This is a genomic window from Klebsiella sp. GG_Kp175 (assembly GCF_040062325.1).
Lineage (GTDB): Bacteria > Pseudomonadota > Gammaproteobacteria > Enterobacterales > Enterobacteriaceae > Klebsiella > Klebsiella quasipneumoniae.
In genome coordinates, this window is sequence record NZ_JBEAFX010000034.1 from 64,650 (window position 1) to 88,914 (window position 24,265).

Annotated in this window: 22 protein-coding genes; 15 read left to right on the forward strand and 7 right to left on the reverse strand. The window is 51.9% G+C overall.

What is annotated here, in order from left to right; translation table 11 throughout:
- The first annotated feature begins 138 nt into the window (after positions 1–138).
- Positions 139–783: a TetR/AcrR family transcriptional regulator gene (locus ABLU73_RS23750; RefSeq protein ID WP_048325409.1), complete on the forward strand. Its 645-nt coding sequence runs from the start codon at positions 139–141 to the stop codon at positions 781–783.
- An 11-nt stretch (positions 784–794) separates the two neighbouring features.
- Here the strand turns inward: ABLU73_RS23750 and ABLU73_RS23755 are convergent, their stop codons facing one another.
- The 3 genes from ABLU73_RS23755 to ABLU73_RS23765 all read right to left on the reverse strand — a co-directional run bounded on the left by ABLU73_RS23755 (position 795) and on the right by ABLU73_RS23765 (position 5,396).
- Positions 795–2,042, reverse strand: coding sequence for an MFS transporter (locus ABLU73_RS23755; RefSeq protein WP_135730338.1), 1,248 nt, complete (start codon positions 2,040–2,042; stop codon positions 795–797).
- Positions 2,043–2,311: 269 nt separating this feature from the next.
- Positions 2,312–3,811 (reverse strand): GMC oxidoreductase, encoded by a 1,500-nt coding sequence (locus ABLU73_RS23760; RefSeq protein ID WP_264923699.1) that lies wholly within the window; start codon positions 3,809–3,811, stop codon positions 2,312–2,314.
- A 127-nt stretch (positions 3,812–3,938) separates the two neighbouring features.
- Positions 3,939–5,396, reverse strand: a complete 1,458-nt coding sequence (locus ABLU73_RS23765; RefSeq protein WP_126494164.1) for an MFS transporter — start codon at positions 5,394–5,396, stop codon at positions 3,939–3,941.
- A gap of 220 nt (positions 5,397–5,616) precedes the next feature.
- Between ABLU73_RS23765 and ABLU73_RS23770 the strand changes: the two genes are divergently transcribed.
- The 4 genes from ABLU73_RS23770 to ABLU73_RS23785 all read left to right on the forward strand — a co-directional run bounded on the left by ABLU73_RS23770 (position 5,617) and on the right by ABLU73_RS23785 (position 8,582).
- The gene (locus ABLU73_RS23770; RefSeq protein ID WP_048295375.1) at positions 5,617–6,390 is read left to right on the forward strand and encodes a TIM barrel protein; all 774 of its coding nucleotides are present in this window, start codon (positions 5,617–5,619) and stop codon (positions 6,388–6,390) included.
- A gap of 20 nt (positions 6,391–6,410) precedes the next feature.
- Positions 6,411–7,424 (forward strand): TIM barrel protein, encoded by a 1,014-nt coding sequence (locus ABLU73_RS23775; protein ID WP_023290705.1) that lies wholly within the window; start codon positions 6,411–6,413, stop codon positions 7,422–7,424.
- A gap of 11 nt (positions 7,425–7,435) precedes the next feature.
- On the forward strand, positions 7,436–7,828 hold the full coding sequence (locus tag ABLU73_RS23780; RefSeq protein ID WP_048325404.1) for a DUF6379 domain-containing protein: 393 nt from the start codon (positions 7,436–7,438) through the stop codon (positions 7,826–7,828).
- Positions 7,829–8,102: 274 nt separating this feature from the next.
- A complete protein-coding gene (locus ABLU73_RS23785; RefSeq protein WP_004205761.1) occupies positions 8,103–8,582 on the forward strand; it encodes an Rrf2 family transcriptional regulator in 480 nt (159 codons plus the stop codon).
- A gap of 68 nt (positions 8,583–8,650) precedes the next feature.
- On the opposite strand, the gene oqxB is transcribed toward ABLU73_RS23785, so the two are convergent.
- Positions 8,651–11,803 (reverse strand): multidrug efflux RND transporter permease subunit OqxB, encoded by a 3,153-nt coding sequence (gene oqxB / locus ABLU73_RS23790; RefSeq protein ID WP_264923698.1) that lies wholly within the window; start codon positions 11,801–11,803, stop codon positions 8,651–8,653.
- 23 nt (positions 11,804–11,826) lie between these two features.
- Positions 11,827–13,002: a multidrug efflux RND transporter periplasmic adaptor subunit OqxA gene (oqxA, locus tag ABLU73_RS23795; protein WP_264923697.1), complete on the reverse strand. Its 1,176-nt coding sequence runs from the start codon at positions 13,000–13,002 to the stop codon at positions 11,827–11,829.
- 333 nt (positions 13,003–13,335) lie between these two features.
- Here oqxA and ABLU73_RS23800 point away from each other — a divergent pair, with 333 nt between their 5' ends.
- Entirely contained in the window at positions 13,336–13,689 is a 354-nt protein-coding gene (locus tag ABLU73_RS23800) for a helix-turn-helix domain-containing protein (protein WP_004205765.1), read from the forward strand.
- A gap of 19 nt (positions 13,690–13,708) precedes the next feature.
- Here ABLU73_RS23800 and ABLU73_RS23805 read toward each other — a convergent pair whose 3' ends face one another.
- Positions 13,709–14,281, reverse strand: a complete 573-nt coding sequence (locus ABLU73_RS23805; protein WP_004205767.1) for a flavin reductase family protein — start codon at positions 14,279–14,281, stop codon at positions 13,709–13,711.
- Between the two features lie 211 nt (positions 14,282–14,492).
- Between ABLU73_RS23805 and ABLU73_RS23810 the strand changes: the two genes are divergently transcribed.
- The 9 genes from ABLU73_RS23810 (at position 14,493) to ABLU73_RS23850 (ending at position 22,215) form a co-directional block, all read left to right on the forward strand.
- Positions 14,493–15,377: a LysR family transcriptional regulator gene (locus ABLU73_RS23810; protein WP_264923696.1), complete on the forward strand. Its 885-nt coding sequence runs from the start codon at positions 14,493–14,495 to the stop codon at positions 15,375–15,377.
- Positions 15,378–15,501: 124 nt separating this feature from the next.
- A complete protein-coding gene (locus ABLU73_RS23815; protein ID WP_264923695.1) occupies positions 15,502–16,302 on the forward strand; it encodes a nucleotidyltransferase domain-containing protein in 801 nt (266 codons plus the stop codon).
- A gap of 804 nt (positions 16,303–17,106) precedes the next feature.
- Positions 17,107–17,310 carry an AlpA family transcriptional regulator gene (locus ABLU73_RS23820; RefSeq protein WP_042948911.1) on the forward strand — a complete coding sequence of 68 codons (204 nt, stop codon included), beginning with the start codon at positions 17,107–17,109 and terminating at the stop codon, positions 17,308–17,310.
- A 1,266-nt stretch (positions 17,311–18,576) separates the two neighbouring features.
- Complete coding sequence (locus tag ABLU73_RS23825) at positions 18,577–18,864, forward strand: hypothetical protein (protein ID WP_279906374.1); 288 nt, start codon at positions 18,577–18,579, stop codon at positions 18,862–18,864.
- Positions 18,865–18,875: 11 nt separating this feature from the next.
- Complete coding sequence (locus tag ABLU73_RS23830) at positions 18,876–19,151, forward strand: hypothetical protein (RefSeq protein ID WP_071883304.1); 276 nt, start codon at positions 18,876–18,878, stop codon at positions 19,149–19,151.
- 486 nt (positions 19,152–19,637) lie between these two features.
- Entirely contained in the window at positions 19,638–19,940 is a 303-nt protein-coding gene (locus ABLU73_RS23835) for a hypothetical protein (protein ID WP_348850462.1), read from the forward strand.
- Between the two features lie 182 nt (positions 19,941–20,122).
- A complete protein-coding gene (locus tag ABLU73_RS23840; protein WP_279906376.1) occupies positions 20,123–20,383 on the forward strand; it encodes a hypothetical protein in 261 nt (86 codons plus the stop codon).
- Between the two features lie 3 nt (positions 20,384–20,386).
- Positions 20,387–20,761, forward strand: a complete 375-nt coding sequence (locus ABLU73_RS23845) for a hypothetical protein (protein ID WP_348850463.1) — start codon at positions 20,387–20,389, stop codon at positions 20,759–20,761.
- 8 nt (positions 20,762–20,769) lie between these two features.
- Positions 20,770–22,215, forward strand: a complete 1,446-nt coding sequence (locus tag ABLU73_RS23850) for a relaxase/mobilization nuclease domain-containing protein (RefSeq protein ID WP_348850464.1) — start codon at positions 20,770–20,772, stop codon at positions 22,213–22,215.
- A gap of 110 nt (positions 22,216–22,325) precedes the next feature.
- Here the strand turns inward: ABLU73_RS23850 and ABLU73_RS23855 are convergent, their stop codons facing one another.
- The gene (locus ABLU73_RS23855; protein WP_279906379.1) at positions 22,326–24,098 is read right to left on the reverse strand and encodes an AAA family ATPase; all 1,773 of its coding nucleotides are present in this window, start codon (positions 24,096–24,098) and stop codon (positions 22,326–22,328) included.
- Between the last annotated feature and the right edge of the window lie 167 nt (positions 24,099–24,265).

A 24,265-nucleotide genomic window follows, 5' to 3' on the forward strand; every position in this document is an offset into this window, starting at 1 on the left:
TTTATCAAAGAATGAAAATGACCGCCATCACACTTTTGTCACATCGCCGACGGGGGAGTCGGGTGGGCAATTTGCAGCGCGGTCGCTAACTGCAATACACTGCGGGGGTTTTCTATGGATAAAGAGGTGAGAACTGCGATGACCGATCTTCCCGCGATGCGCCAGCCGAAACAGGACCGGAGCCGGGTGGCGCTGGAGCGGCTGATGGCCGCCAGCCGTGAAATCCTGCATGAAGGCACCTTTGAGCTGCTGACCATTGCTGAAATCAGTAAACGCTCGGGCGTTTCTGTCGGCTCGATCTATGCCCGCTTCGGCGGCAAAGAAGATCTGTTTATCGCCGTCATGATGGAGGTGATGCAGGAGCTGGACGCCGAATGGCAGCAGCTGATCCAGCAGCTGCACGCGCGCAACCTGCCGCTGCGCCAGCGGCTTCCGGCGCTGATGGATGTCCAGGCGGAGTATCTGCGTCGCCATGCCGGGATCCTGCGGCCGTTTATGGCGCGGGCGGATGATGAGCGCGTGGCGGGAATTGGGAAAGCCGCTTACCAGAAAAACGAGCAGACCTTTATCGACCAGCTGCTCGATGCCGCGGCGGAGATCCGCCACCCGGAGCCAGAGCAGGCCGCCCGCTTCTGCTTTACGGTTTCGTATGCCGCGCTGGCGCGCTTCCTCGGCCTGGGATCGGCGGCGGAAGCCGCCGGTGAGGGCGACTGGGAACAGCTCAAACGCCATCTGGGCATGATGTGTCTGAGCTATCTGATTACCCCCGTCGAGGCCGGCTAAGCCGCGGGATTTTACTTCGCTAACTGCCAGGCGCTGGCCTGGTTGTGCTGACGCAGGCGCTGGCTATGGCGGGAGAAAGTATAAAGAAATATCGCGGCGGCCAGCACCAGCGCCGCGATGCCGAGCGTCAGGAAGGCGCTCAGCACATCGTTCCCGGCCCGCAGGCGGATCGCGCCAACGATGATCGGGCTGACAAACATGCCCGCGAAGAAGGCCCCGGACCAGGCGCCCATCGCCCGGCCGCAGTAGGCGGGCGGAATCAGCGACCCTACCCAGTAAATCATTGCGTTAATCGCCATGCCGGCTCCCAGCTGCTGGATGGCGGAGCCGATCCCCATGGCGATCGCCGTCCGTGATTCACCCACCACCAGCATCCCGATCCCCATCAGGCAGAGCATGATGGCGAGCACGCGCTCCGGCGTATAGCGGCGGGAGACCAGACCGAACAGCAGCGAACCGACCGGCACGGCGAGGCTGACCAGCGACATAATCAGGCCAATACGCTGCGGGCTGGCGTTTTGCAAGGTATGAAAGGCGTTGGCGCCATTGATGGTGTACACGTAATAAATGATGGCGCAGACAAAGGTCAGCACGCTGAGGGCGATCACTCGCGGCCACGGAAACGGATTATGCTGCGCCGCCTGGGCGGCGTGCTGCGGACGGGCCGCCTGAGCCGGTTCGAACATCCAGAAGTACATCGCCAGGAACAGCAGGATGGCGACAAAGTAGATCATAAAGGCGCCGTTCCAGCGCAGGGCGGTCAGATAGCCGGAGCTGGCCAGCACCAGCACCGCCAGCGCCGGGCCAATCACTCCCTGCACCGTCAGCCAGAAGCGGCGCTGTTTGTCGTCAAAGTAATCGATCAGCATGGTGTTAGCGATGGTCAACACCACCGCCTCCGCCAGCCCGACGCCGAGGCGGCTGCAAAAGATGCCGGTCAGGGAGGTGATGTACAGCGGCATAGTGCCGCAGATGCCATACAACAGCGTGGCGCTGAGCAGCAGTTTACGGCGGCCAAATTTATCCGCCAGCCAGCCGGTGCACGGCCCGGCGATGGCGATCACCAGTCCGGGCGCGGTCAGCATCAGCGGCACCAGGGTTTCGACATAAGGCACCCCGGCAAAGTGCTGGATCAGCGTCGGGACCGCCGGCGCCAGGGAAACGATCGCCAGGATGGGCAGAAAGGCGGTCAGGGCGATGATGATGCCCTGGATCGCGCCGGCTTGTGGCGCGTGGGGCGGATTCAGGCTATGGCTCACGACGTTCTCCTTTTATCGCGCGGGTCGCCTGTCGTTGGCGGCGGCGCGGTTTTTTAGTATGCAGGTCAGGGATACAGGTGGCGGCGGGAATAGCCGCGGATTTAAGAGTAGGAGCAGGAACGGCGCGGGGAAAAATTGTGATTACGTATGTGATCCATCACAAACAAAAATACCATGAGGTTTATGTGGATTTTGCGGCAATAAAAAGGCGACCGATGTCGCCTTTCGCGAGAAGCCGGGGCCGCTTTTGCCCCGGTAAGCCAGAGGCGCTACAGCAGGCGCGCCACGATATCGTCAGCGGCGAGGATCGCCAGCGCGACGCTGGTCAGCGTCGGGTTGCAGGCGGTTGAGGTGGGGATCACGCCGTTGCCGCCGACGTACAGATTGTGAAAACCCCACACCCGCGAGCGGCGGTCGGCCACGCTGGTGCCGTCGTTCGCTTCTCCCAGGCGACAAGTTCCCTGGTAATGCAGCGAGGTGCCCGCCGGCAGGATAATGGCCTCACCGCCAGGCGCGACGCGGCCCAGCGCGGCGCCGACGCGTTCGGTCACCGCCACCGCCTGCTGTAAACGCCGGCGATCGCCGTCGGTTAACTGATAGTTAAGCTGCATTTTCGGCAGCCCTACGGCGTCGGTGTCATCACTGAAGACGATTCGATCCTCCTCGCGCAGCTCCTTGGCGAGAAACAGCCCCAGGCCCACCACCGGCTTCGTCGGAGTCCCCGGCGGCTGGGTAAAGGCGATCGGCGAAGTATCCATCTGCATCAGCTGACCGTGGAACGGGAAATCAGGCTCATGGAACGGCAGCCAGGTGACGCCGGAGACATTGTCCCGTCCGTCGCGCAGCGGGGAGGTCGGCGCGGCGGCGGCCGGCGGGGCGTCCACTTCAATCAGGGCGATCACCTGCGGCTGGTCGTTGAGCCAGCGCCCCAGCGCCCGCGGGCGGATGCCCGAGGCGTACAGCAGCTGCGGGGTACGCAGCGCATCGGCGGCGACCACTACCGCTTTGGCCGTCACTACGTACTGCTTGCCAGTACGCAGATCGCGCAGCTCCGCCCCGCAGGCGACGCCGTCTTCACTGAGGATCCGGGTGCACAGGGTGGCGGTACGGATCTCCACCCCGCGCTGGCGGCGGGTCTCTTCCTCCGCCAGCTCGCCAAGCACCACGTCGACGCCGGACCAGCGCGGCTTGCCCTCCGGCGTCGCGGCGCAGGCCAGCGGCATAGGCTGCGCCAGCCGCGCCGGCGGACGGTCGCTGGCGAAGTGCTGATTAAGGGCATCGACGATTTGCCGGCCGATGGCGGTGGCCGGAAATCCTTCGCGGGTCACCTGCAGATAATGCTCAGCCGACTCCCAGGCGTCGGCCATCTCCCGCGGATCGAGGAAGGGAATGACTTCGCTGCCGCCCGGTCGCGGACAGGCGCAGGTCCAGTGGACGCCCATGCCGCCGAGGTTAGTGGAGAGCGCGGCGGCCGGCATGCCGCTGTGGGGCGCCGCCGGGTCGAGAAGGTGGGTGCCGGGCCGTGCCTGCAGGGCGTCTGCCGGCAGGTTCTCCGGCAGGGCGGCCAGCGGAAACGCCCGGACGCGGTCGTAGGCCGTTTCCCGCTGCGCTGGCGCCAGGTTGCGGATATTAACCCCGGTCGCGGACGTCAGCGCTTCGCCGGCTTCCACCATCAGGATCCGCGCGGCGCGGCGATCGGCAATCCGCCGCGCGAAAGTGGCGCCCACCGGGCCGCTGCCAATAATCAGTACATCGATGTTTTCATCCATATCAGTCCATGCCTTTGTTGTTCTCCGGGCGCATGCCCGTTGCAGGTGTACAGAAAATAGGTACTACAGCTTTGTGCGTCCTGATAAATGGTTCCTCATGATAGCAGCCATTGCCGGACGCGATAGGTCATGGCTTACCCGCCGGGGGAAGCACTGAGGCGGGCAGCAGGCGGCTGAGGGCGGCAATCGCCAGCAGGATCAGGGCGCCAAGGGTCAGCAGGGTGATAAAGGCCCCGCGCCAGGCATCCGGCGCGGAGGCGCTTTGCGCCAGATAGAATCCGCCGAGGGTCGCCATGCCGAGGGCGGCGCCAAACTGCTGGCCGGTGCGAAATAATCCCGACGCCGCGCCGGCGTGGGCCACCGGGATCGCCGCCATGGCAAAGGCCGGCAGCGGGGCGGAGATAAGCCCCATCCCACAGCCGCACAGGCCGAAGCCTAGACCCAGCGCGGTCAGCGCCAGCGTCCCCGGCGCCGTGGCGATCCCGTAGCCCATCAGCAGCAGGCCGCTCATCTGCACGGCCACCCCGACCAGCGTCACGTTACGCCCAAGACGAGGCGATAGCCGGCGGCCGGCGACGGCGATGGAAAACATCGCCCCAAGGGCGAAGGGGATGTGCAGCAGGGCGGTATGGAACGGGCTGAAGCCCAGTCCGCTCTGCAGCACCAGCGCGGTGGCCAGCAGCAGCGAGGCGGTGGTCAGCTGATAGAGCAGGGTGATGACGATCCCGGCGCGAAAGAAGCGGTCGCGCAGCACCGCGGGGGGCAACAGCAGCGTGCCGCCCCGCCGTTCACGGCCCAGCAGATGACGCCAGAGGAGTGACACCGTGATGAGCGACAGCAGCGGCGGCAGCGCCATCCATAGCGGCCAGCGCAGGGCGGGGCCTTCGATCAAGGTGAGCAGCAGCGCGCCGCCGCCCACCACCGCCAGCAGGGTTCCCAGCGGATCGATACCTTTGGCCTCCGGGCTGCGCACCGCCGGCAGCGCCCGCCAGGCGAGAGCGACGGCGATAACGATCACCGGCACGTTGATCAAAAAGATCGGCCGCCAGCTGAGGCCGAACAGATTGCTTTCGATGATGATCCCGCCGAGCACCGGGCCGAGGATCCCGGCGGCGCCGCCGAGCAGGCCGAAAATACTCATCACCCGGAAACGTTCGTGCGGGCGATACAGAACCTGCATCAGGGAGAGGATTTGCGGGCCCATCATCGCCCCGCTGGCCCCCTGCGCAATACGCATCGCCACCAGCATCTCCGGGCTGGCGGCCAGCCCGCAGCCGGCCGACGCAGCGCCAAACGCCAGCAGTCCGCTGATAAACAGCCGCCGGTAGCCATACAGATCGCCGAGCCGACCGCCGGTGAGCAGCAGAATGGAGAAAAAGAACAGGTAGCCGGTGACCACCCATTCAATTTGCCGCGGGCTGGCGAGCAGATCCCGCTGTACCACCGGGATGGCGACATTAATGATCGAGACGTCGATGATCTCCAGCACCAGCGCTATCGAAACCACCAGCGTGGCCAGCGTGCGCTGCCGCTCGCTGGTATAGGGAGGCGCCTGAACCGCGGCCGCCGAAGCGTTATTGAGCATGATGTACCTTCAGATTTGGTTAAAAGCTTGTTAAATAATGTTGACAATTTATAGCAACCAGAGATTAGAATTAGAGCACTCATTCTGGTTATGCCGCGTCAGATCCTGCTGTTGACCGCGAAGCCAGAAGGGAAGGCGTCACACTGCCGCTCCGAAACAGAATAAGAATTCTTATTCTAATTTTGTTTGTTTTGATCTGGCAAGTAGAGAAGGGGGTCGGATGTATTTGTCCGCATGTATTGAATGGCTGTTTCGTGAAGAGTATCCCGATTTCAGCGATCGGGTCCGGGCGGCGAAAGCGCAGGGATTCAGCCATGTTGAGTTTCATCTCTGGCGTGATAAACCGCTGGCGGCGCTGGCGCAGGCGCTGGAGGAGACCGGCGTGACGCTGTCGAGCTTCGTGGTGGAGCCCCGGCGCAGCCTGGTGGATCCGGCGGAGCATGAGCAGTTTCTGGCGGCAGTGAGCGACAGCCTGGCGGTCTCGCGCCAGCTGGGGTCGCCGCCGCTGGTGGTGGCCTCCGGCTTCAGCCGCGAAGGGGTGGCTATCGCCGAACAGCAGGCGCAGGCGATCCACATCCTGCGCCAGGCGGCGACACTGGCGGAAGCCGCCGGGGTCACTCTGCTGCTGGAGCCGCTCAACACCCGCATCGATCATCCGGGGATGTTCTTAAACAATACTCGGCTGGCGCTGGACATTATCGAGGCGGTCGACAGCCCGCGGCTGCAGCTGCTGTTTGACGTCTATCACTCGATGGTGATGGAAGAGGAGATGGAGGAGGTGCTCGGCGGCAGAATGCATCGGGTGGGGCACGTGCAGATAGCGCAGGCGCCGGATCGTAACGAACCGGATCCGCGCAGCGGCGAGTGGCCCAATGTGATCGCCCGGCTGCAACGCCTGGGCTACAACGGGGCCATTGGCCTGGAGTATAAACCGTCGCTGCCCGCAGCGGCCTCGGTGGCCCGCGCCCGCGAAGCGACCGGCTTATCCTGTTAACCAACTTACCTGGTACTTTTATGACTCAGAAAATAAAACGCGGCGTCAGTCTGTATAGTTTTCAGAATGAGACCTATCTCGGCAAGATGTCCCTCGATCAGGCGATCGGTCACTGCGCGGCGTTCGGCGCCCGCGGCATTGAAGTCGTCGGCGAACAGACCTTCGCCGGCTGGCCGGAGTGCGGCATGCCGGAGGCGGCGATCGCCGACTGGCACCGTCTGATGCAGCGCCATGACACGGTGCCGGTGTGCCATGACTTTATGCTCGACTATAAGCGTTATAAAGACCGGCCGATGCCGTTTGACGAGCAGGTGCGCAGCGTGCAAAACGACATCGATTTTGCCGCCCGGCTGGGCATGCGCTTTATCCGCTCTCTGGTTTCCGTGGCGCCGGAGGTGCTGGTGGCGGCGGCGCCGTATGCGGAAGACAAAGGGATCACCATTCTGCTGGAAGTGCACGCCCCGCTGCATTTCGATCATCCGTGGATTATTCGTCATGCCGAAGCCTATGAAAAAGCCAATACCCGGGCGCTGGGCTTCCTGCCGGATATGGGAATGTTTTTAGCCCGCTTCCCGCGGGTGTGGAAAGAGCGCTTTATTCGTAACGGTTGCCCACAGGCGGCAGCGGATTTTATCGAGAAAGCCTATGAGGAGCGGACGCTCAGCGAATACGTGATCCTGGATGTGATGCAAAAATGGGGACCGGGCCCGCAGCTGGCGATGGCGGAAACGCTGCGCCACAACGCGGCGTTCGAGCCGAAGCGGATGCTCGATTTTATGCCGCGGATCCACAACATTCATGCCAAATTCTATGAGATGACCGACGAGATAAGCGAGTGGTCAATTCCCTACGATGAGATCTTCCGCGTGCTGCAGAAGGGCGGCTATGAGGGGTATGTGTGCTCCGAGTATGAAGGCAACCGCTGGGTGGAAGACGCGCAGGAGGTGGACAGCCTGGAGCAGGTCCGCCGCCAGCAGCTGATGTTCTGTCGCCTGTTAGATGAAACCCCACCCCCGGCGCTGCTGGGTCAGTAAGGAGCATTATCATGTTTGATCAGCATATTATCTGCCGCGAAGGTTTCAGTAACGTCACCCGCGACGGGGAAGTTATCGGCGTGCGCTTTTTGGCCCGTCTGCCTTACTACCGCGGTCTGGGTCTGTCGATGGTGGAAGATATCGCCGTGACCCTCAACGGCGAAGCCATCCCGCGGCAGGCGATCCGCCTGGCGCTGCGCGGCCGGGAGTGGACGCTCGACGAGCTGGAGAGCGTCTACGACGACCGGTGGAACTTCGGTGAAAAGGCGACCATCACGGTGCTCAAACCCGGTGGCCTGCCGGCTGGCTGGCATCGCCTGAAGGTGGCCGAGAGGCTGCGGATCTCCTATCTGCCGTTTGTGCCGGTGACCACCTTTGAAACCGAGCTGGAATTAACGGCATAACACCCTGCAGGATCCGCTGCCGTTATGGCAGCGGATTTCTTTAACGCAGGGGGCAGCCACTGGGAAACGGTGAGGAGATTGCCGTTCAGTAAAACCGGTACGGAAGAGCGCGGTTTCTCAGCCCGTCTTTGCGGACGAAATCAGAAAATTTACTTCGCAGGCTAACCGCAGATTGCTTCAAAAAAATTCCCGTATTTGTTATATTGTTGTTCATTGATTACTCACCTCTGCGGTGCCAAAAAGAACAAGATTCACCGCAACCCAGGACAAAACCATGTTAGATTACCGCTTCCCGACAGCTTTGCAGATGGTTCTCAGCGTAGCAATGGCGGAGCAGATGGGTGAACGTTCAACGAGTGCGATTCTGGCCTACGGCCTGGAAGCCAACCCGAGCTTTATCCGCAAATTAATGGTTCCGCTCACCCGTGACGGCATCATTGTCTCCACGCTTGGCCGCAACGGCTCTATTCATCTTGGCCGCCCGGCGGACAAAATCACTCTGCGTGATATCTACCTTTCCGTTATCGAAGATAAAAAACTGTGGGCGTCGCGTCCTGAGGTCCCGGCCCGCTGCGTGGTCAGCGCCAACGCCTGCTGGTACTTCAAATCGGTCGCTGACGAAGCGGAGCAGGCTTCGCTGAACGTCCTTGCTCGCCATACCGTGGCCAGCGCGCTGGAGGCGCTCAAAAACGCCGATACCAGCGGCTGCGACCCGGTACCGGAAATGATCGCCCGCTTTAAAAAAGCGCATTAATCATTTTCTGGTGACGAAAAAAAACCGCCTTCAAATTGTGAAGGCGGTTTTTTGTTATCTGCTGCAGGCTAGGCGCGCAGATCCTCCTGGACCGGCTTACTGCGGGTCACCAGTTTCCGTAGCGTCACGTAAAACACCGGTGTCAGGAACAGACCGAACAGCGTCACCCCCAGCATCCCGGAGAACACCGTGATCCCGGTGACGCCGCGAACTTCCGCTCCTGCGCCGTGGCCGAGGATCAGCGGAATGGTCCCGGCGATAAAGGCGATGGAGGTCATCACAATCGGGCGCAGACGCAGGCGGCACGCCTCCAGCGCGGCCTCCATGATGCCTTTGCCCTGAATCTCCAGCTCGCGGGCAAACTCGACGATCAGAATGGCGTTTTTACAGGCCAGGCCCATCAGGACCACCAGCCCCACCTGCACGAAGACGTTGTTATCGCCCCCGGTCAGCCAGACGCCAAATAGCGCGGAGAGCATCGTCATCGGCACGATAAGGATCACCGCCAGCGGCAGGGTCCAGCTTTCATACAGCGCCGCCAGCACGAGGAACGCCAGCAGCACCGCCACCGGGAAGACGATCAGCGCCGTGTTGCCCTGGGTGGCCTGCTGGAAGCTGAGATCCGTCCATTCAATATTCATCCCATTCGGCAGCACCTGTTTAGACATGGCGTCCAGCAGCGTCATCGCCTGCGAGGAGGAGAGAACGCGCGGATCGGCATCGCCAATCAGGTCCGCCGCCGGATAACCGTTGTAGCGGATCACCGGATCCGGCCCGTAGGTGGTACTGATATTCACCATACTGCCGATCGGCACCATTTCGCCCTGATTATTGCGGGTGCGCAGATTGGCGATATCTTCCACGCTCTCGCGGTATGGTCCGTCAGCCTGGGCCATCACGCGCCAGGTACGCCCGAACTGGTTAAAGTCATTGACATAAGACGAGCCGAGATAGGTCTGCAGCGTGCCGAACAGATCGGTCAGCGATACCCCCTGCGCTTTCGCCTTATCGCGATCGACCTGCACGTCCAGCTGCGGCACGTTAGCCTGGTAGGTCGAGATCGGGAAGTGCATCCCCGGCGTCTGCATAATCGTCCCGGACATCGCATTCACCGCGCTTTGCAGCGCGCCATAGCCCAGCCCACCGCGATCCTGGATGTAAAGGGAGTAGCCGGAGCCCTGACCCAGTCCTAAAATCGGCGGCGGCAGGATGGAGAAGCCAAAGCCCTGCTGGATTTGCGCGATTTTAGCGTTGATTTCCGCATTGATTTCCGCCGCCGAGTGTTTGCGCTGGTCGAACGGTTTCAGGCCAAAAAAGACCGTCCCGGTATTCGGCGTGTTGGTGAACTGCAGCGCGTTAAGACCGGGGAAGGCGACCGCATAATCGACCCCTTCGGTATTCATCCCAATCTCGCTCATTTTGCGGATCACCGCATCGGTACGCGCCAGCGACGAACCTTCCGGCATCTTCACGCCGCCAATCAGGTACAGTTTGTCCTGGGTGGGAATAAATCCGCCGGGAACGACTTTAAACATCACCCCTGCGGCGCAGAGCAGCAGCAGGTACACCACAAACACTGCGCCACGGCGACCGAGGGTTTTACTCACCAGCCCCTGATAGCCGTTTGAGCTGCGCAGGAAAAAGCGGTTAAACGGACGGAAAATCCAGCCAAACAGACGATCGATCAGCCGGGTAGGGAGGTCTTTCTTCGCGCCGTGCGGCTTTAACAGCAGGGCCGCCAGCGCCGGGGAGAGCGTCAGCGAGTTGATGGCCGAGATCACCGTGGAGATGGCGATGGTCACCGCAAACTGCTTGTAGAACTGACCGGTAACGCCTGAGAGAAACGCCATTGGCACGAACACCGCGCACAGCACCAGCGCAATAGCGATAATCGGCCCGGAGACCTCTCGCATCGCCTGATGCGCCGCGGCAAGCGGCGCAAGCCCCTCTTCGATATTGCGCTCGACGTTTTCCACCACCACGATGGCGTCATCCACCACGATACCAATCGCCAGTACCAGCCCGAACAGACTCAGGGTATTCAGCGAGAAGCCCAGCAGATAGAGAATGCTGAAGGTACCGACCACCGATACCGGCACCGCGATCAGCGGGATAATCGATGCGCGCCAGGTCTGCAGGAACAGGATCACCACCAGCACCACCAGCACGACCGCTTCCAGCAGCGTCTGCACCACCGCGCGGATGGAGTCGCGGACGAAAACCGTCGGGTCGTACGGCGCCGCCCATTTCATATCTTCCGGGAAGCGGGTGGCCAGCTCGGCCATTTTGGCACGCACGGCGTTCGACAAATCGATGGCGTTAGCCCCAGGGGATTGGAAGATACCGATCCCGACCGCATCCTTATTGTTGAGCTGGGAGCGCAGCGCATAGCTACCGGAACCCATCTCGATGCGCGCCACGTCGCGCAGGCGGACCAGCGAGCCGTCCTGCGCCGTTTTCAGAATGATATTGCCAAACTCTTCTTCGGTATGCAGACGGCCCTGGGCGTTAATCGAGATCAGGAAATCGCTCTCCTGCGGCAGCGGCTCGGCGCCAAGCTGACCGGCGGAGACCTGGACGTTTTGCTCTTGCATCGCCGTCACCACATCCGGGGCCGTCAGACCGCGGGCGGCCACCTTGTTGGGATCCAGCCAGACGCGCATCGCGTATTCGCCGGAGCCAAATATCTGGATCTGGCCGACGCCGGGCAGGCGCGCCAGCTCATCCTTCACCTTCAGCGTGGCGTAGTTGCGCATATACAGCGAGTCGTACTTACCGTTTGGCGAAAACAGATGTACCACCAGGGTCAGCGTCGGGGACTGTTTCTGGGTGGTGATCCCCAGACGGCGCACATCCTCCGGCAGACGCGCCTCGGCCTGCGCGACCCGGTTCTGCACCTGAACCTGCGCCTGATCCGGGTCGGTACCCGGGCGGAAGGTCACGGTGGTCACCAGCACGCCGTCGGAGCCGGCGACCGATTTCATGTACATCATGTTTTCAACGCCGTTGATCGCTTCCTCCAGCGGCGTCGCCACGGTCTCGGCGATCACTTTCGGGTTGGCGCCGGGATACTCCGCGCGCACCTGCACGCTGGGCGGCACGACGTCAGGATATTCGCTCACCGGCAGCAGCGGGATGGCGATTAACCCGGTGATAAAAATTAAAATTGACAGCACCGCGGCGAAAATGGGCCTGTCGATAAAAAAGCGGGAAAAGTCCATGTCTTGGATTCTCTGATTAGGGATCAGTTAAGGGTGGCGCTGGAGGTCATGGCAACGGTTTTGGCGTTAACCGGCATACCCGGCATAAACACTTTTTGTAACCCGTCGACGATGACGCTATCCCCAGGGTTCAACCCCTTCTGAACGATGCGTAAACCGTCTGCCAGACGCCCCGGGGTAATATCACGTCGCTGCGCTTTACCATCTTTATCAACGATATAGACGTATTTCCGATCCTGATCGGTGAGCACCGCTTTGTCGTCGATCAGCGTGGCTTTGAACTCGGCGCTGCCCGGCAGACGCACGCGGGCAAACAGCCCCGGTGTGAACAGACGCTGCGAGTTATCCAGCAGGGCGCGCATGCGGATGGTGCCGGTGCTCGGCGTTAACTGATTATCGAGAAAATCCACTTTGCCCTGATGGGGATAGCCCTCTTCGCCAACCAGGCCAATCTCCACCGGGAGCGCCTGATTATCGCTGGAGGCGCTTTGCCCGCGGCGGGCGAGATTTTGATAGTGGAGGTAGGTGGACTCGTCGACGTCAAAGTAGACGTACACCGTCTTCTGCGAGACCAGGGTGGTGAGCACGCTTGCGGTGTCGCCCGCCGTGACCAGGTTGCCGCTGGTGATCAGCGCGCGGCTGGCGCGGCCGTCGATAGGGGCAGTCACTTTGGTGAAGTCGAGGTTAAGCTGCGCGGCATCCACCGCCGCCTGCGCGGCGCGAATATCAGCCTGGGCCTGAACCGCGGCTGACCGGCGCTGCTCCCACTCTTCACGGGAGACAAGATTGGTATGGACTAATTTATCGGTGCGGTTCGCCTCGCTTTGCGCCAGGCTGGCCTGCGTTTTGGCTCTCGCCAGCGTCGCCTGCGCCTGCTCCAGCGCGGCGCGATAGGTTCTGTCATCTATGGTGAACAGCACCTGGCCCTTTTTCACCTCCTGACCGTCGGTGTAATTCACTTTATCAATATATCCCGAGACGCGAGGGCGGAGCTGAACGCTCTCCACCGCTTCAATGCGACCGTTAAAACTATCCCACTGACTGATCGACTTCACCAGCACCTTAGCGGCGCTGACCGTCGGGGCGGGAGGCGCGGCATTTTGCGCGACGCTGTCGTCGCAGCCGACGAGCAGAAAGGAGAGCATCATCGCGCCGAGCGCGGTCAGGTGAATGTTTCCCCAGGTTTTTTGCAGGCTCATTATTTTTATTCCAGTCATTGTAGCCGCCGGGCAAGACGCAGCCTGAGAGGCTGCGCCACTTCCTTTGTCCGGGCTGGCTTAAGGCCATTTGTGTCGATCATCGCCACAAAATTGTAACAATTTCGAATACACTATCGCGGCGATTGTAGGAAGGCGCTTAACTAAGTGCAAGAATAATTGTTGCACTTTATGTGCGATCCTCACCGGAGAAAAAAGGCGCGATCCTGGCAGGGTTTTAAATGCAACAATAAAACTTGCATTTTGTGTAAAACCAGGCCACCTTTTAATGCAACTGCTAAAGATGCTTTTAACCGGCCGCGAGGGGGAAATATGATGAACACTGGCGCCATCATTCAGGATCTGATCGACTGGATCGACAACCATCTTGATAGCCGTCTGGATATTGATACCGTTGCCCGGCGAGCCGGCTATTCGAAGTGGCACCTGCAGCGGATCTTCAAAGAACATACCGGGCACCCCCTCGGGGAGTATATCCGGGCGCAAAAGCTGCAAAAATCGGTTGAACGCTTAGCCCACAGCAACGAGCCGATCCTCAACGTGGCGATCGCCCTCGGCTTTGACTCCCAGCAGTCCTTCAACCGCAGCTTCAAGCGCCAGTATGGCCAGGCGCCCGGCGTCTGGCGCCGGAGTATCAGCCGCTCTGCCGCGCAGACATCTCGTCAGTGATCTTCATGACCGGGGAGGGTCAGTCCTTACCCGGTCCATGATCGAATTTGCTGCCTTTGCCGATGGCATAGAACTGCCCGCCTGCGACATAGTGAACGGTCCGTAGTTCGTCCGGTGCATCATCAAAGATCCAGTGTCCGTTGCGGAATACCCGGTCATCGCTCCAGGCGGCGACGATGTCGCCCATAAACAGATTGTGCTGTTGCTGGATGTCCGGGTAAGGCATCACTTTGCACACCAGCCAGCCCGCGCAGCCTGCGACAAGGGGGAGATCGAACCCTGGCTGATAAAAGAAGGGGATGGTGTCGTTTTTATCCGGCGCATCGGCATAGCTGCGCCCGCCAGCGTAGAGGACGGTTGCCATCTGGCTGACTACGGGGATCTGCACGACGAAATAGCCGCTCTTTTCCACCAGCTGACGAGTGAAGGCCTGGGTGCCGATATAGGCCACCACTTTTCGCTCGCCTGCCAACCCAACCCAGGCGGCTGACATGACATTTTCGACGCCATCATATTTTGCGGAAATCATGGTGGTGGACCCGACCTGCAATAAACGATAGGCCTTACGTAATTCGACAGCCTGAACGGACATGATTTTTCCTTTATACGTGTTATTTAATTTGTTGATTGTATGGATATTTGTTGAGGTCATGGTCATTTTCAACCCTTCATTCGTCATCCACCGTGCAACGATACGCCAGGCGATTAAGCGCAAAAAGGTGCGTAAATTGTTTTCATTATTCATAATTAACGAATAATCATGCCATCTGTCGGTAAGCTGCTCGCTACAGGAGAGAAAGAAGGTGGATCGTATCCAGGCTATGCAGATGTTTGTGCGCGTCGCGGAGGCAGGGAGCTTCGTGCGTGCCGCGGAAACCCTTTCCCTGCCAGCCTCCACTGTCACCAGTACCATTAAAAACCTTGAGAAATACCTGAAGGTGCGGCTGCTGAACCGGACCACAAGGCGGGTGAGCCTGACTCCGGAAGGGATGCAGTATCTGGCGCAGTGCCGGGAAATTCTCGCCCTCATCGAACATAGCGAATCCAGCCTGGGCGAGTCTGTCGCGCGGCCTCAGGGGCGTCTGCGGGTTGATATGCCCGCGGGCATCGCGCATTTCATCGTCATGCCCCATCTGCAAGACTTTTACCGACGCTACCCTGACATCTACCTGATGATCGGCGTCAGCGATCGGCCGGTCGATCTCATTCAGGAAGGCGTCGACTGCGTGATACGCACGGGAGAGCTGAACAACTCCAGCCTGGTGGCCCGGCCTCTGGGCCGCTTTCGCTGGGTCACCTGCGCGTCACCGGACTATCTTCGGGAATATGGCGTGCCGCCGTCACCGGAGGCGCTCTCTCAGCACCGGGCGGTGCATTACTTCTCCGGCCAGGCGAGGCGGGCCGATGAGTTCCGCTTCGTTCGCCACGGCGAGACCTTTTCTGTACCCATCAGCGGCACCGCCGCGGTGAATGAAACGGGGCTCTATATAAAAATGTGCCTGGCAGGATTTGGACTGGCGCAGCTGGCGGAGAATATCGTTGCTGACCACCTGCGGGAGGGGAGACTGGTGGAAGTGCTGACGGACTGGCAGCCGCCCCCGGTACCCATCACTTTGCTCTATCCGCACCAGCGTTTTCTCTCTCCCGCCGTGCGGGCGTTTGCTGAGTGGATGAGCGAGGTGGTTTGAGGGGAGTATTGCTTGCATTTAGCGCTTCGCGATGGAGGGTAGGGTTCCAGCAGAAATATCTGGTCTGCTGATGAATCGCTCGATATTCTGTAATGCTTTGTCTTTTTTGTGAACAGGAAAAAGTATGCTTAATACGCTACCCGATTTACACAGAAGTTTTGCAGAGCAACTGAAGCTTAAATTACAGTCTGATTCGCGGATCCACTCCCTTCTCGCCGGCGGCTCGTTTATCCATGGCGGGTTTGATCAATACTCCGATCTGGATTTCGTGGTGGTGATCGACCCTCTCTATTATGACGAAATCATGGCTCAGCGTATGGCGTTCGCCGGAACGCTCGGCCATCTGCTACATGCTTTCACCGGGGAACACGTCGGTGAGCCTCGCCTGCTGATCTGCCTGTTTGGCCCGCAACTTCTTCATGTCGATCTGAAATTTATCACCCTGGACATGCTCACTCAGCGCGTTGAGGAGCCTGCCGTGCTATTTACCCGTGATAACGATGCTCTCGAGCGACAGCTGGCAAAATTTAGCGCGCACTGGCCGAACATGACGCCGGAGTGGTTTGAGTCCCGGGCCTGGATCTGGCTGCATTATGCCGGGGTTAAACTGGGCAGGGGGGAACTCTTCGAAGCGCTGGGGATGCTGTCTTTCTTCCGGGAACAAGTGCTGGGACCGATGCTGTTCCGTCGCGCCAATCTACCGCAACGTGGCGTTCGCCGAATAGAAGCCCTCGGCATTGATCCCGATGGCCTGCTGACTTCCACCCTGGCAACGCACGATCGTCACTCTGTCGGGATTGCCATCCGAAGGGCTGCTGACGCTTATGTCACTCTGCGGGCTGATGCGCTGACTGACAATATCGCAGACGATGCGGCGCGTCGGGCGGTCCTAGCCATGCTGGACGCGTATTCTGCCAAGGGGTAAATCTATCCCTCCGGCCGCGGACGCGGCCGGAGTGTGCAAGGGTTGTACGAGATGTTGTGGGTGGTCTTATCCTGAGAGGGGGGGCTAGCGGGGTATCGGTAACGTGAAAATACCAGAGCTTTTCGTTGGGCCTATCAATGGGCCTAAAAGGTTCGGATTTAATGAGTTCTCTTCGGACTTCGCGGGACAAATTGCAGATACAAAAAAGCCCGCAGGGCTTGCGCCGTGCGGGCTCTCAGGACTTCATCGGATGACTCTGGTAATCACCGATGGAGAATTTTGGTGGGCTGGCGTCCCTGTGCTTTGTTTTTCAACGATATGATTTTTATTGTTATTTTTGTATCTTGATTCATTAAGGGTTCAATAAAGGGTCCTAAAAAAAGGCGTCATTACAGATTTTACTTATTCCAAAGCTAAAATCTTGGATACTACTGACGTTGAGGAGTTGAACTCACGAAACATAGCCTTTCTTATCCAGAGGCTATTTCCCGTATGCAAGTTCTTACTTCTAAGTAAGTCTTCTCAAAGTGCTAAACAAGAATTATAAAGGGGGATAGTACGGAATTAAATCACAAATAACTTAACTCATTGATAAGTAATTATTTATTAAAAAAATTTACATAGACCCAAAAAATAGCACTTTTTGTAAAAGTCCTCCAAAGCCTATGCTGGCTTGCTTTCAAAACACCCTTCATAAATCTGACTAAAAAAAAACCATCTCTTGATCAATTCGTGCTTTTTGATAGTTGATCGCCATAAGCGATCTGAAGATACTGCATCCATCAAACGACAATGGAGAAATGTATGACAGAAAGAAAAAGATTTATCCGTCTGCCTGAAGTGCTGGAAAGAACCGGATTTTGTAAAGCTTGGATTTACCGATTGATCAGTCGTGGACAATTCCCTGCACCAATAAAACTTGGCGATCGAGCAATAAGGTTCGTAGAAAGTGAAGTTGATGAGTGGATTGACCAAATGATTTACACGTCTCGTAATAAAGCAGCGTGATTTGGTTTGTAGAGCGTTTAGGGCCAAGTATGAATAATAAACCCATATTAAACTAAAGGTCAGATGTATATCTGACCTTCATTTATTTCAGCATTAATAATGATGCTGTGAAATATTTCTTTATTTCTATTGACTATTAAAATATAAGATCTATAAAAAGTAAAGATACAAAAAAAGCCAGATTTTAAATCTGACTTTTTAAGGACTAAAAAAGTTTTCGCTGACTTTTTTAAGTCTTGTAATCAGTTAGAGGATTAACGTGATTACAAATATAATAAAGTATTAAATAATCTTTTCATATTTGTCAAATCTAAATCTGAGCTTTTTACAAGTCTTTTAAATACCACTTCCAGAATCTTTAATGTCCTCGAAAGCAATCAAATTATAAACCTTTGTATCAGGTCTACATATGTGGAGCAATTGAGCGCGAGTCGCTAATAAGAGATGTCCGTATGTTTTGTTGGTTGTAGGTATAGAAGGGGAAGCGACGTAATACCAACCCGAAGCGAAGTTCTAAACAGATAAGTGAAGTTGTATATGGAATAGCTATGAGAAAGCCCTACCTTTGTTTACAGCATGAATAGGGGATAACAATACATTAATCTGCATGAACGAATCTGGGGGTGTCGTAGGGTGTCCTACATTGGAAACGATGTAGAGCTTTAAGCCAGATCAACTTGGGTGAAGTCATATTTTTCATCTTGGTTTTCGCCAATCTTGATATATTTTCAACAAAATAAGTTGAAAATTTCAGGAGGCGAAGCCTTGGATGAAGTCCCCTTTTCGGGGGCGAACACAAGGCAGTATATAACTCTCAGTAAGGCTGTTTTTGTTTATAGCAAAGGTGCATTGTTTTATGGCACCAATAAAATATAAAGTTGAACTAGATCTAAAAAATATATAGGGCGAAGCCTAATAAAGTAAAAAGAAAACCATATATAAAAGATATAAAAAAAAGTCTCGCGCCAGATATCCCATCATAGAAATTTTCCCGCTGTTGTCCGTTCGAGATCCAAATCCTTAACAGGAATAGATCGGTATAAAAGATCGATAATTAGATATTGATAGCTTTTGACAATCAAATGATACCAGATCGATCGGTGTTTAATTGATATAAACGATCGATTATTTGTTTATGATAGCTAAAACCTATCATGGTGTGATTTTCGATCGGTACAAACGATATGACGAACCATCAAAATAATTGAATTCTAAGACGTTTACAGGCCAAGCGTTGGCCTGTGTCTTACCAATGAAGGAAAAGGTATGCGGAAATTTATGTTAGTGGCAGGTCTTGCCGTCCTGTTAGCAGGGTGTGGCGATGATGGCATCTATGGCAACTATGTTAATCAACAGTTTGGCGTCAGGCTTGATATTCAGAAAGATGTGATCAAGTTTCGCGATGGTGTTTTTACCGTTAAAAGCTGGGATGAAAGCAAGAAACCCATCTATATCGTCAAAACGCAAAACAAAAATCTCGGATCTTGGACTTTTAAAATCGAAAAAGTCAAAGATGGAGTTGTTTACCAAGGTGCGGTTTTTAAGAAAGATTAGAGGAGTAGGAAATGGAAAATAATACCATTCAATGCCCATACTGTCTAAAAGAAAGTCAGAAAGGGGTTCACGTATGCACTGGATGTCAAGCAACTGTATTATACGGTGCTCCGCCGGGTTGGTGCGTATTTTTAATAGTATTCAGCACCTTAATATTATCAGTTTTGATTGGTATGAGTTCAGGAATAATGGCTGGTAATATTAGTTTATTTGTTATTGCGATTGTTGGGTTTATTATTAGCAAGTTGGCTTTTTCTGACAGGATTTCTTTCAGAAGGAGAATGTAAAATACGTCTTCCAAGGTGATGGCTCGAAGTGTCGAACCATCACCCATATAAATTTTATTTCCTCCTCTATATCATCAAGCACTAAATCGGAACCCGCAAGCGGGACCCCACGATTTACCCCTTGACGATTCCCCCCAAAGTTGTCATAAAGACAATATATTATTTACCCTATCTTTTATTTGCATTTTATTTATCGTGCAGTGTATTTATTTATGTAGCCGCTATTGACTACTTTGTTAGATCGGTTATTTATTTAAATATAAGTTGAGTTCAGCTTTTATTTTTTAGTTTTCGGAAACTGAGGCAAGGTGTAATAGCGTATCCGCTATTTACCCAATCCTTCGGATTGCCCCCTCTCACTTCGTTCGGGGGGTTGAAAAACAAAAAGCTCTACCTTCCGCCTGTTCCCCTTATCAAATGGGAGGCGGTAAATCAAACCCCAAAGATTTACTTTGGATATTATAAATAATATTAGGAGTTATACATATGTCGCACGATTTTAGTATTGAAAGAAAAAAAGATAAAAAAGTGGCTTTCTTTTTTGGTTATGCTGACGCTGTTTTTTATAAGAGTTTTCATTGTGAAGAGTATAATAATCATTTTTCAGGTAGCAATGAAGGTAAAACAATAAGTAAAAAAGGAGCAGAAAGCGCATTAAATAAAATAATAAATAGCGAAGAAATAAAGAACTATCCAGATCCTGAACGTATCAATGACATTAAAGGTTTTTATAATAATGTTGTTTTAAAATCAAAAGAAGAAGATAAGTTTTATATTCACTTTAGTTGAGGGAATTAATATATGATTATAGCAATAGCAATGATGCTTCTTTGTATAATGCTTGGCGGCTTCATGATCCGTAGTTGTATGGGTAAAAAAGACTCTTCAAGCGAAGCAAAGCAATCAATATCAGATGTTAGAAAAATGATAGATAAAAAAGCGCTGATTAAATATAAGAGGGTTAATAGAATATGAATAATGATGACTTAGAGAAACAAATAAGTTTGAAAATGAAGTTTGAGTTATTAGCCAGATTTTTTTACTACATAGAACAAGATAAAAATATACCTTTTAGTGAAATAAATAGTGATGAAAAAAGATTATGTTATTTCGTTTCTCATAGGTATATAGAAGAAAATAAAGCTGATGATCTTCTAAAATTGTTAATTGATGAAAATGATGAAGACTATATAAAAGCTATAAGAGATTATATGTTTACATGTGGGAAATAAAATATGGATACAGACAGAAAAAGAGGTCGTATAGAACTAAATCAAGAAGAACGCAGAGACATATCTATACAGTTCAGGGTAAACAAAGCAGAGTTTGAATATTTAAAATCATTAGTGGAAGCATCAGGGCTTGAAAGAGGTCATTACATTAGAAAAGAGATTTTAAACTCTGAACCTATTGTTAAAAGAAAAATGCCAGAAGTTAATCAAAAAACATATATGCAGCTTTCAGCAGTTGCCAATAATATAAACCAAGCAACAAAGAAACTAAATGGCAATCAGTATTTTGATAAAAATGAGGTTGATAAACTCAACTTTAATATAAAGCAGGTTGGTAGAAGGATAATAGAAATTAATAAAGATTTGGGGTATATATGAAAGGGAGTGTGGCTAAAACGGGAAGATCATTTAAAAATAGAGTTGATTACATATTAAAAGATGAGCACAGTTTTATTTGTAGCAACATGTCAGCAGATAAAAATAACGTAAGTGATTTAACTGATGAGTTCAAGACTGTAAGCAGCTTTAGACAAGATATCAAAAGACCAGTATTTCATGCATTTTTATCTCTTCCAAAAGATGAAAAATTAACAGATGAAAAATGGCAGGAGATAGCAAAAGACTATTTGAAAGAAATGAATATCGATATTGAAAAACATCAATATATTTGTGTGCGTCATAAAGATACAGATAAAGACCATATCCATATTGTAGCAAACAGGATCGGCCTTGATGGTTCTGTATGGCATGGTCAGCACTCAGCATTTAACACAATAGCAGCTTGTGAACGTTTAGAAGTAAAGCACAGCTTAACCATTACTAAAGGCTTGCAGGGGCAAAAATCAGACGTATCAGCACCAACCAAGAACGAGATCGAGCTGGCATTGAGGACAGGTGAGAAACCAGCCCGTTTAGTGCTACAGAACGCACTACAGGCGGCTTTAGTAGGTAAGCCTGATTTGTCCACGTTCATAGACAGACTGCAGGTTGTAGGCATAGAGCTGGCTTTTAACGTTGCTTTTACTGGCAACGTCGCCGGAGTGTCATTTGGTATCAAAAATAATGAAAAAAATATTTTCTTCAAGGGATCATCTCTTGGTAAAAAATTCAGTTGGAACACAATAAAAGCAAAGGTGAAATATGACAAAAATAGAGATGATGAAATCGTTAGAAGATTCTCAGCAAGAAAAACAAATGACGAAAATAGTTCTGGACGATCATTTGTTGAACCAGATTTCAACAGTGATAGAGCCTCTGACAGAATCAATGATGATACTATCAGAATCAGTCAGTACAGCATTAAATCAGACACAACAAGTATTAGAGAATACAGAGAAAACGGCTTCAACAACATCATCAATACTAAATCTTTCAAGGAATACGATAGACAAAAAAATAGAAGATTTAGAAATACAAAACAGAAAAATACACAAATACTCAACGGAGTTAAAAAACAAAACTATAAAAAATCAAACAAAATTAATAATCAAAGTCGCTTCAATCGTTGGCATGATAAATCTGATAGCAGTTCTATCAGTAGGATACTTGATCATGCAGAAACAGCTACCACAGCCACAGATAAATTTAGACTCAAAAGTCGTGGCAACATCAATAGTAGAGCAACTAAGATCGAAGAAATGAGAAAACGCTTAGGAATCAGAGAGCCTATCATAGCCCTTAAAAATAAAGATAAAATTATTCAAGAAGAAATAAAGAAAAATCCACCCCATTTAACTGAGTATGAAAATAGATTTAAATCGAAGTTAAAAAACATTCTAAAAAAAGAACAACAAAAACCACATATTAAAGATAATCAGAGTTTAAAAAAATAGGTTTCAATCCCATTAAAAGAAAGCTTTGAATAACAAAAATGGACCAATAATGTTTTTAACAGTAGCAGGTTAAATGCCCGAGATTGAAACCACTCGGGCTTAATTTTTATTTACAATAATACATTTAATCTCTTGGCATTCTCGACCAAACCATTTTCAATACTATTTAAAACTGGTATGAATTTATCAAGCCACTTTTCATCAGATTTTTCATGTTTAGTCATATAATTAAAGAACTGCCGTTTCTTATCTTTGTCTACAGTAAATGGTTGTAATGTGTTTGATGCATCGACACCATAATCAGGTATCCATGATGGATATTGATTATAGGCCTCTGCTATCCATGTATCAGGGAATAATCCTTCAATGGCATTGCCGCCCGGTATAGAAACCCAGTTAATATTCGAAGAAAAACTTAACCCAGATATGCTACTAAGCCTATTACTTACATCTCTTCTAGATTTCATTCCAGCGGCATCGCCATCAAACAATGAAACAAAAATGACTTCATTATAAATGAATTGGTAGTTTGAGTTTAAAAAACCGCCCAAGAAACTACATCCTCCAAAGTCGATGATTTTAGAACTTCTTAAGTAAGGCCACTGACTCGAAAATTTCTCACTGTTTTTTGTTTCTTCTAGGACCCATTTTAAATATTCCCTATCATATGGGCCCTCAACAAGTAAATTATATAAACCAAATCCAAAATAATCACTAAACTTCACCCCTAAAGAATTTCTTATTTCTTTAGTTGCATCTTGGTGATGTTTAAATTTATTATTTATAATCGACTTTGCAATATGTTCAATTCCATTCGCTTTACCCCTTTTACGAGTTTGGATCTCTTCTATCTCTTTGCTAACCCCAATAATCTTTGCAGGATCTTTATTTACAAAGGATAGGGCATGCGTTGTAATAAAGACATTATTAGAAGCTGACAAATCCTCAAGGATTTTATTACAGTTGTCATATAATGCGGGATGAAGAAATGATTCAGGTTCTTCGATTAACCAAATACAGTTTAATCCTGAACGATATTTTTCGTTAGATATCCATTCGAATGATGAAAAGACAGAAAGGCATTGAATCCCCATTCCCTTCTCACTAATTGATGTTTTATAAGTATCATTTATTTTAAAGTCAAATCGTGTTAGTAATTTTTCAGGGTTTTCATCAGGAATAGCAAAATCTATTGTAATATTTCCCATTCCATTTTTTGCTAGTTTTTCATTGATATCTTTCGATGCGCTTGATAATTCAGTCGTGATTTTATCAATTAGTGGGGATATAACTTCAGACGTCTTTTTCTTTAAAAAAGGTATCACAAGATATTCAATGAGTTCGTCCACACTTTTTGAAGATGGAACATATATACACTCAAATTTTGAAAGAAGTAAATCTACAAATTTTCTTTCAATCGATGTGAACGAATTGCTATCAACTGTTCTTTTCAATCCTTTATATACGTTATAAGATGGGTTTCCATTATCTTTTGAAAAGGTAAGGTAAAGTGTTATTTCTTTTGGTGTTAAATATTTCCCATCAACTGAAGTAAATGATACAGTTTGGTTTCCTCGAGATGCAGAATGATCCAGCATTTCGAAGAGATCTTTATGAAGTACGTATATGTCTCCATCATCCTCACTAATAGAGAATGTTGCAGACATACTTGTCTGACTTATAGTAGATAAATAAGGAATATCTCGCGCAATACTATAGTTATCATCATTGTATTTTGCTGTAAAAAAGGTTTTGATAGCTTTTAGTATATTTGTTTTACCGCTATTATTAGGGCCGACTATTGTAATTAAACCGTTGCAATCAATCCTATAGTCTCCATAAATGGAGCGATAATTAGAGATTTTAAAACCTATCAATTTCATATTTTGAACACTCCCTAATGCCATTTTCCAGCTAGAAATCATACACTGTGTGGCAAGATTCTAACATGCTTACTATTGATCTTTGGTTAACTTACGGTTTTTTTGCAAAGTCGATGGGACATCTTGGGCAAAACTTAAATTAGAAGCGAAGACAAATCCAGAACTGG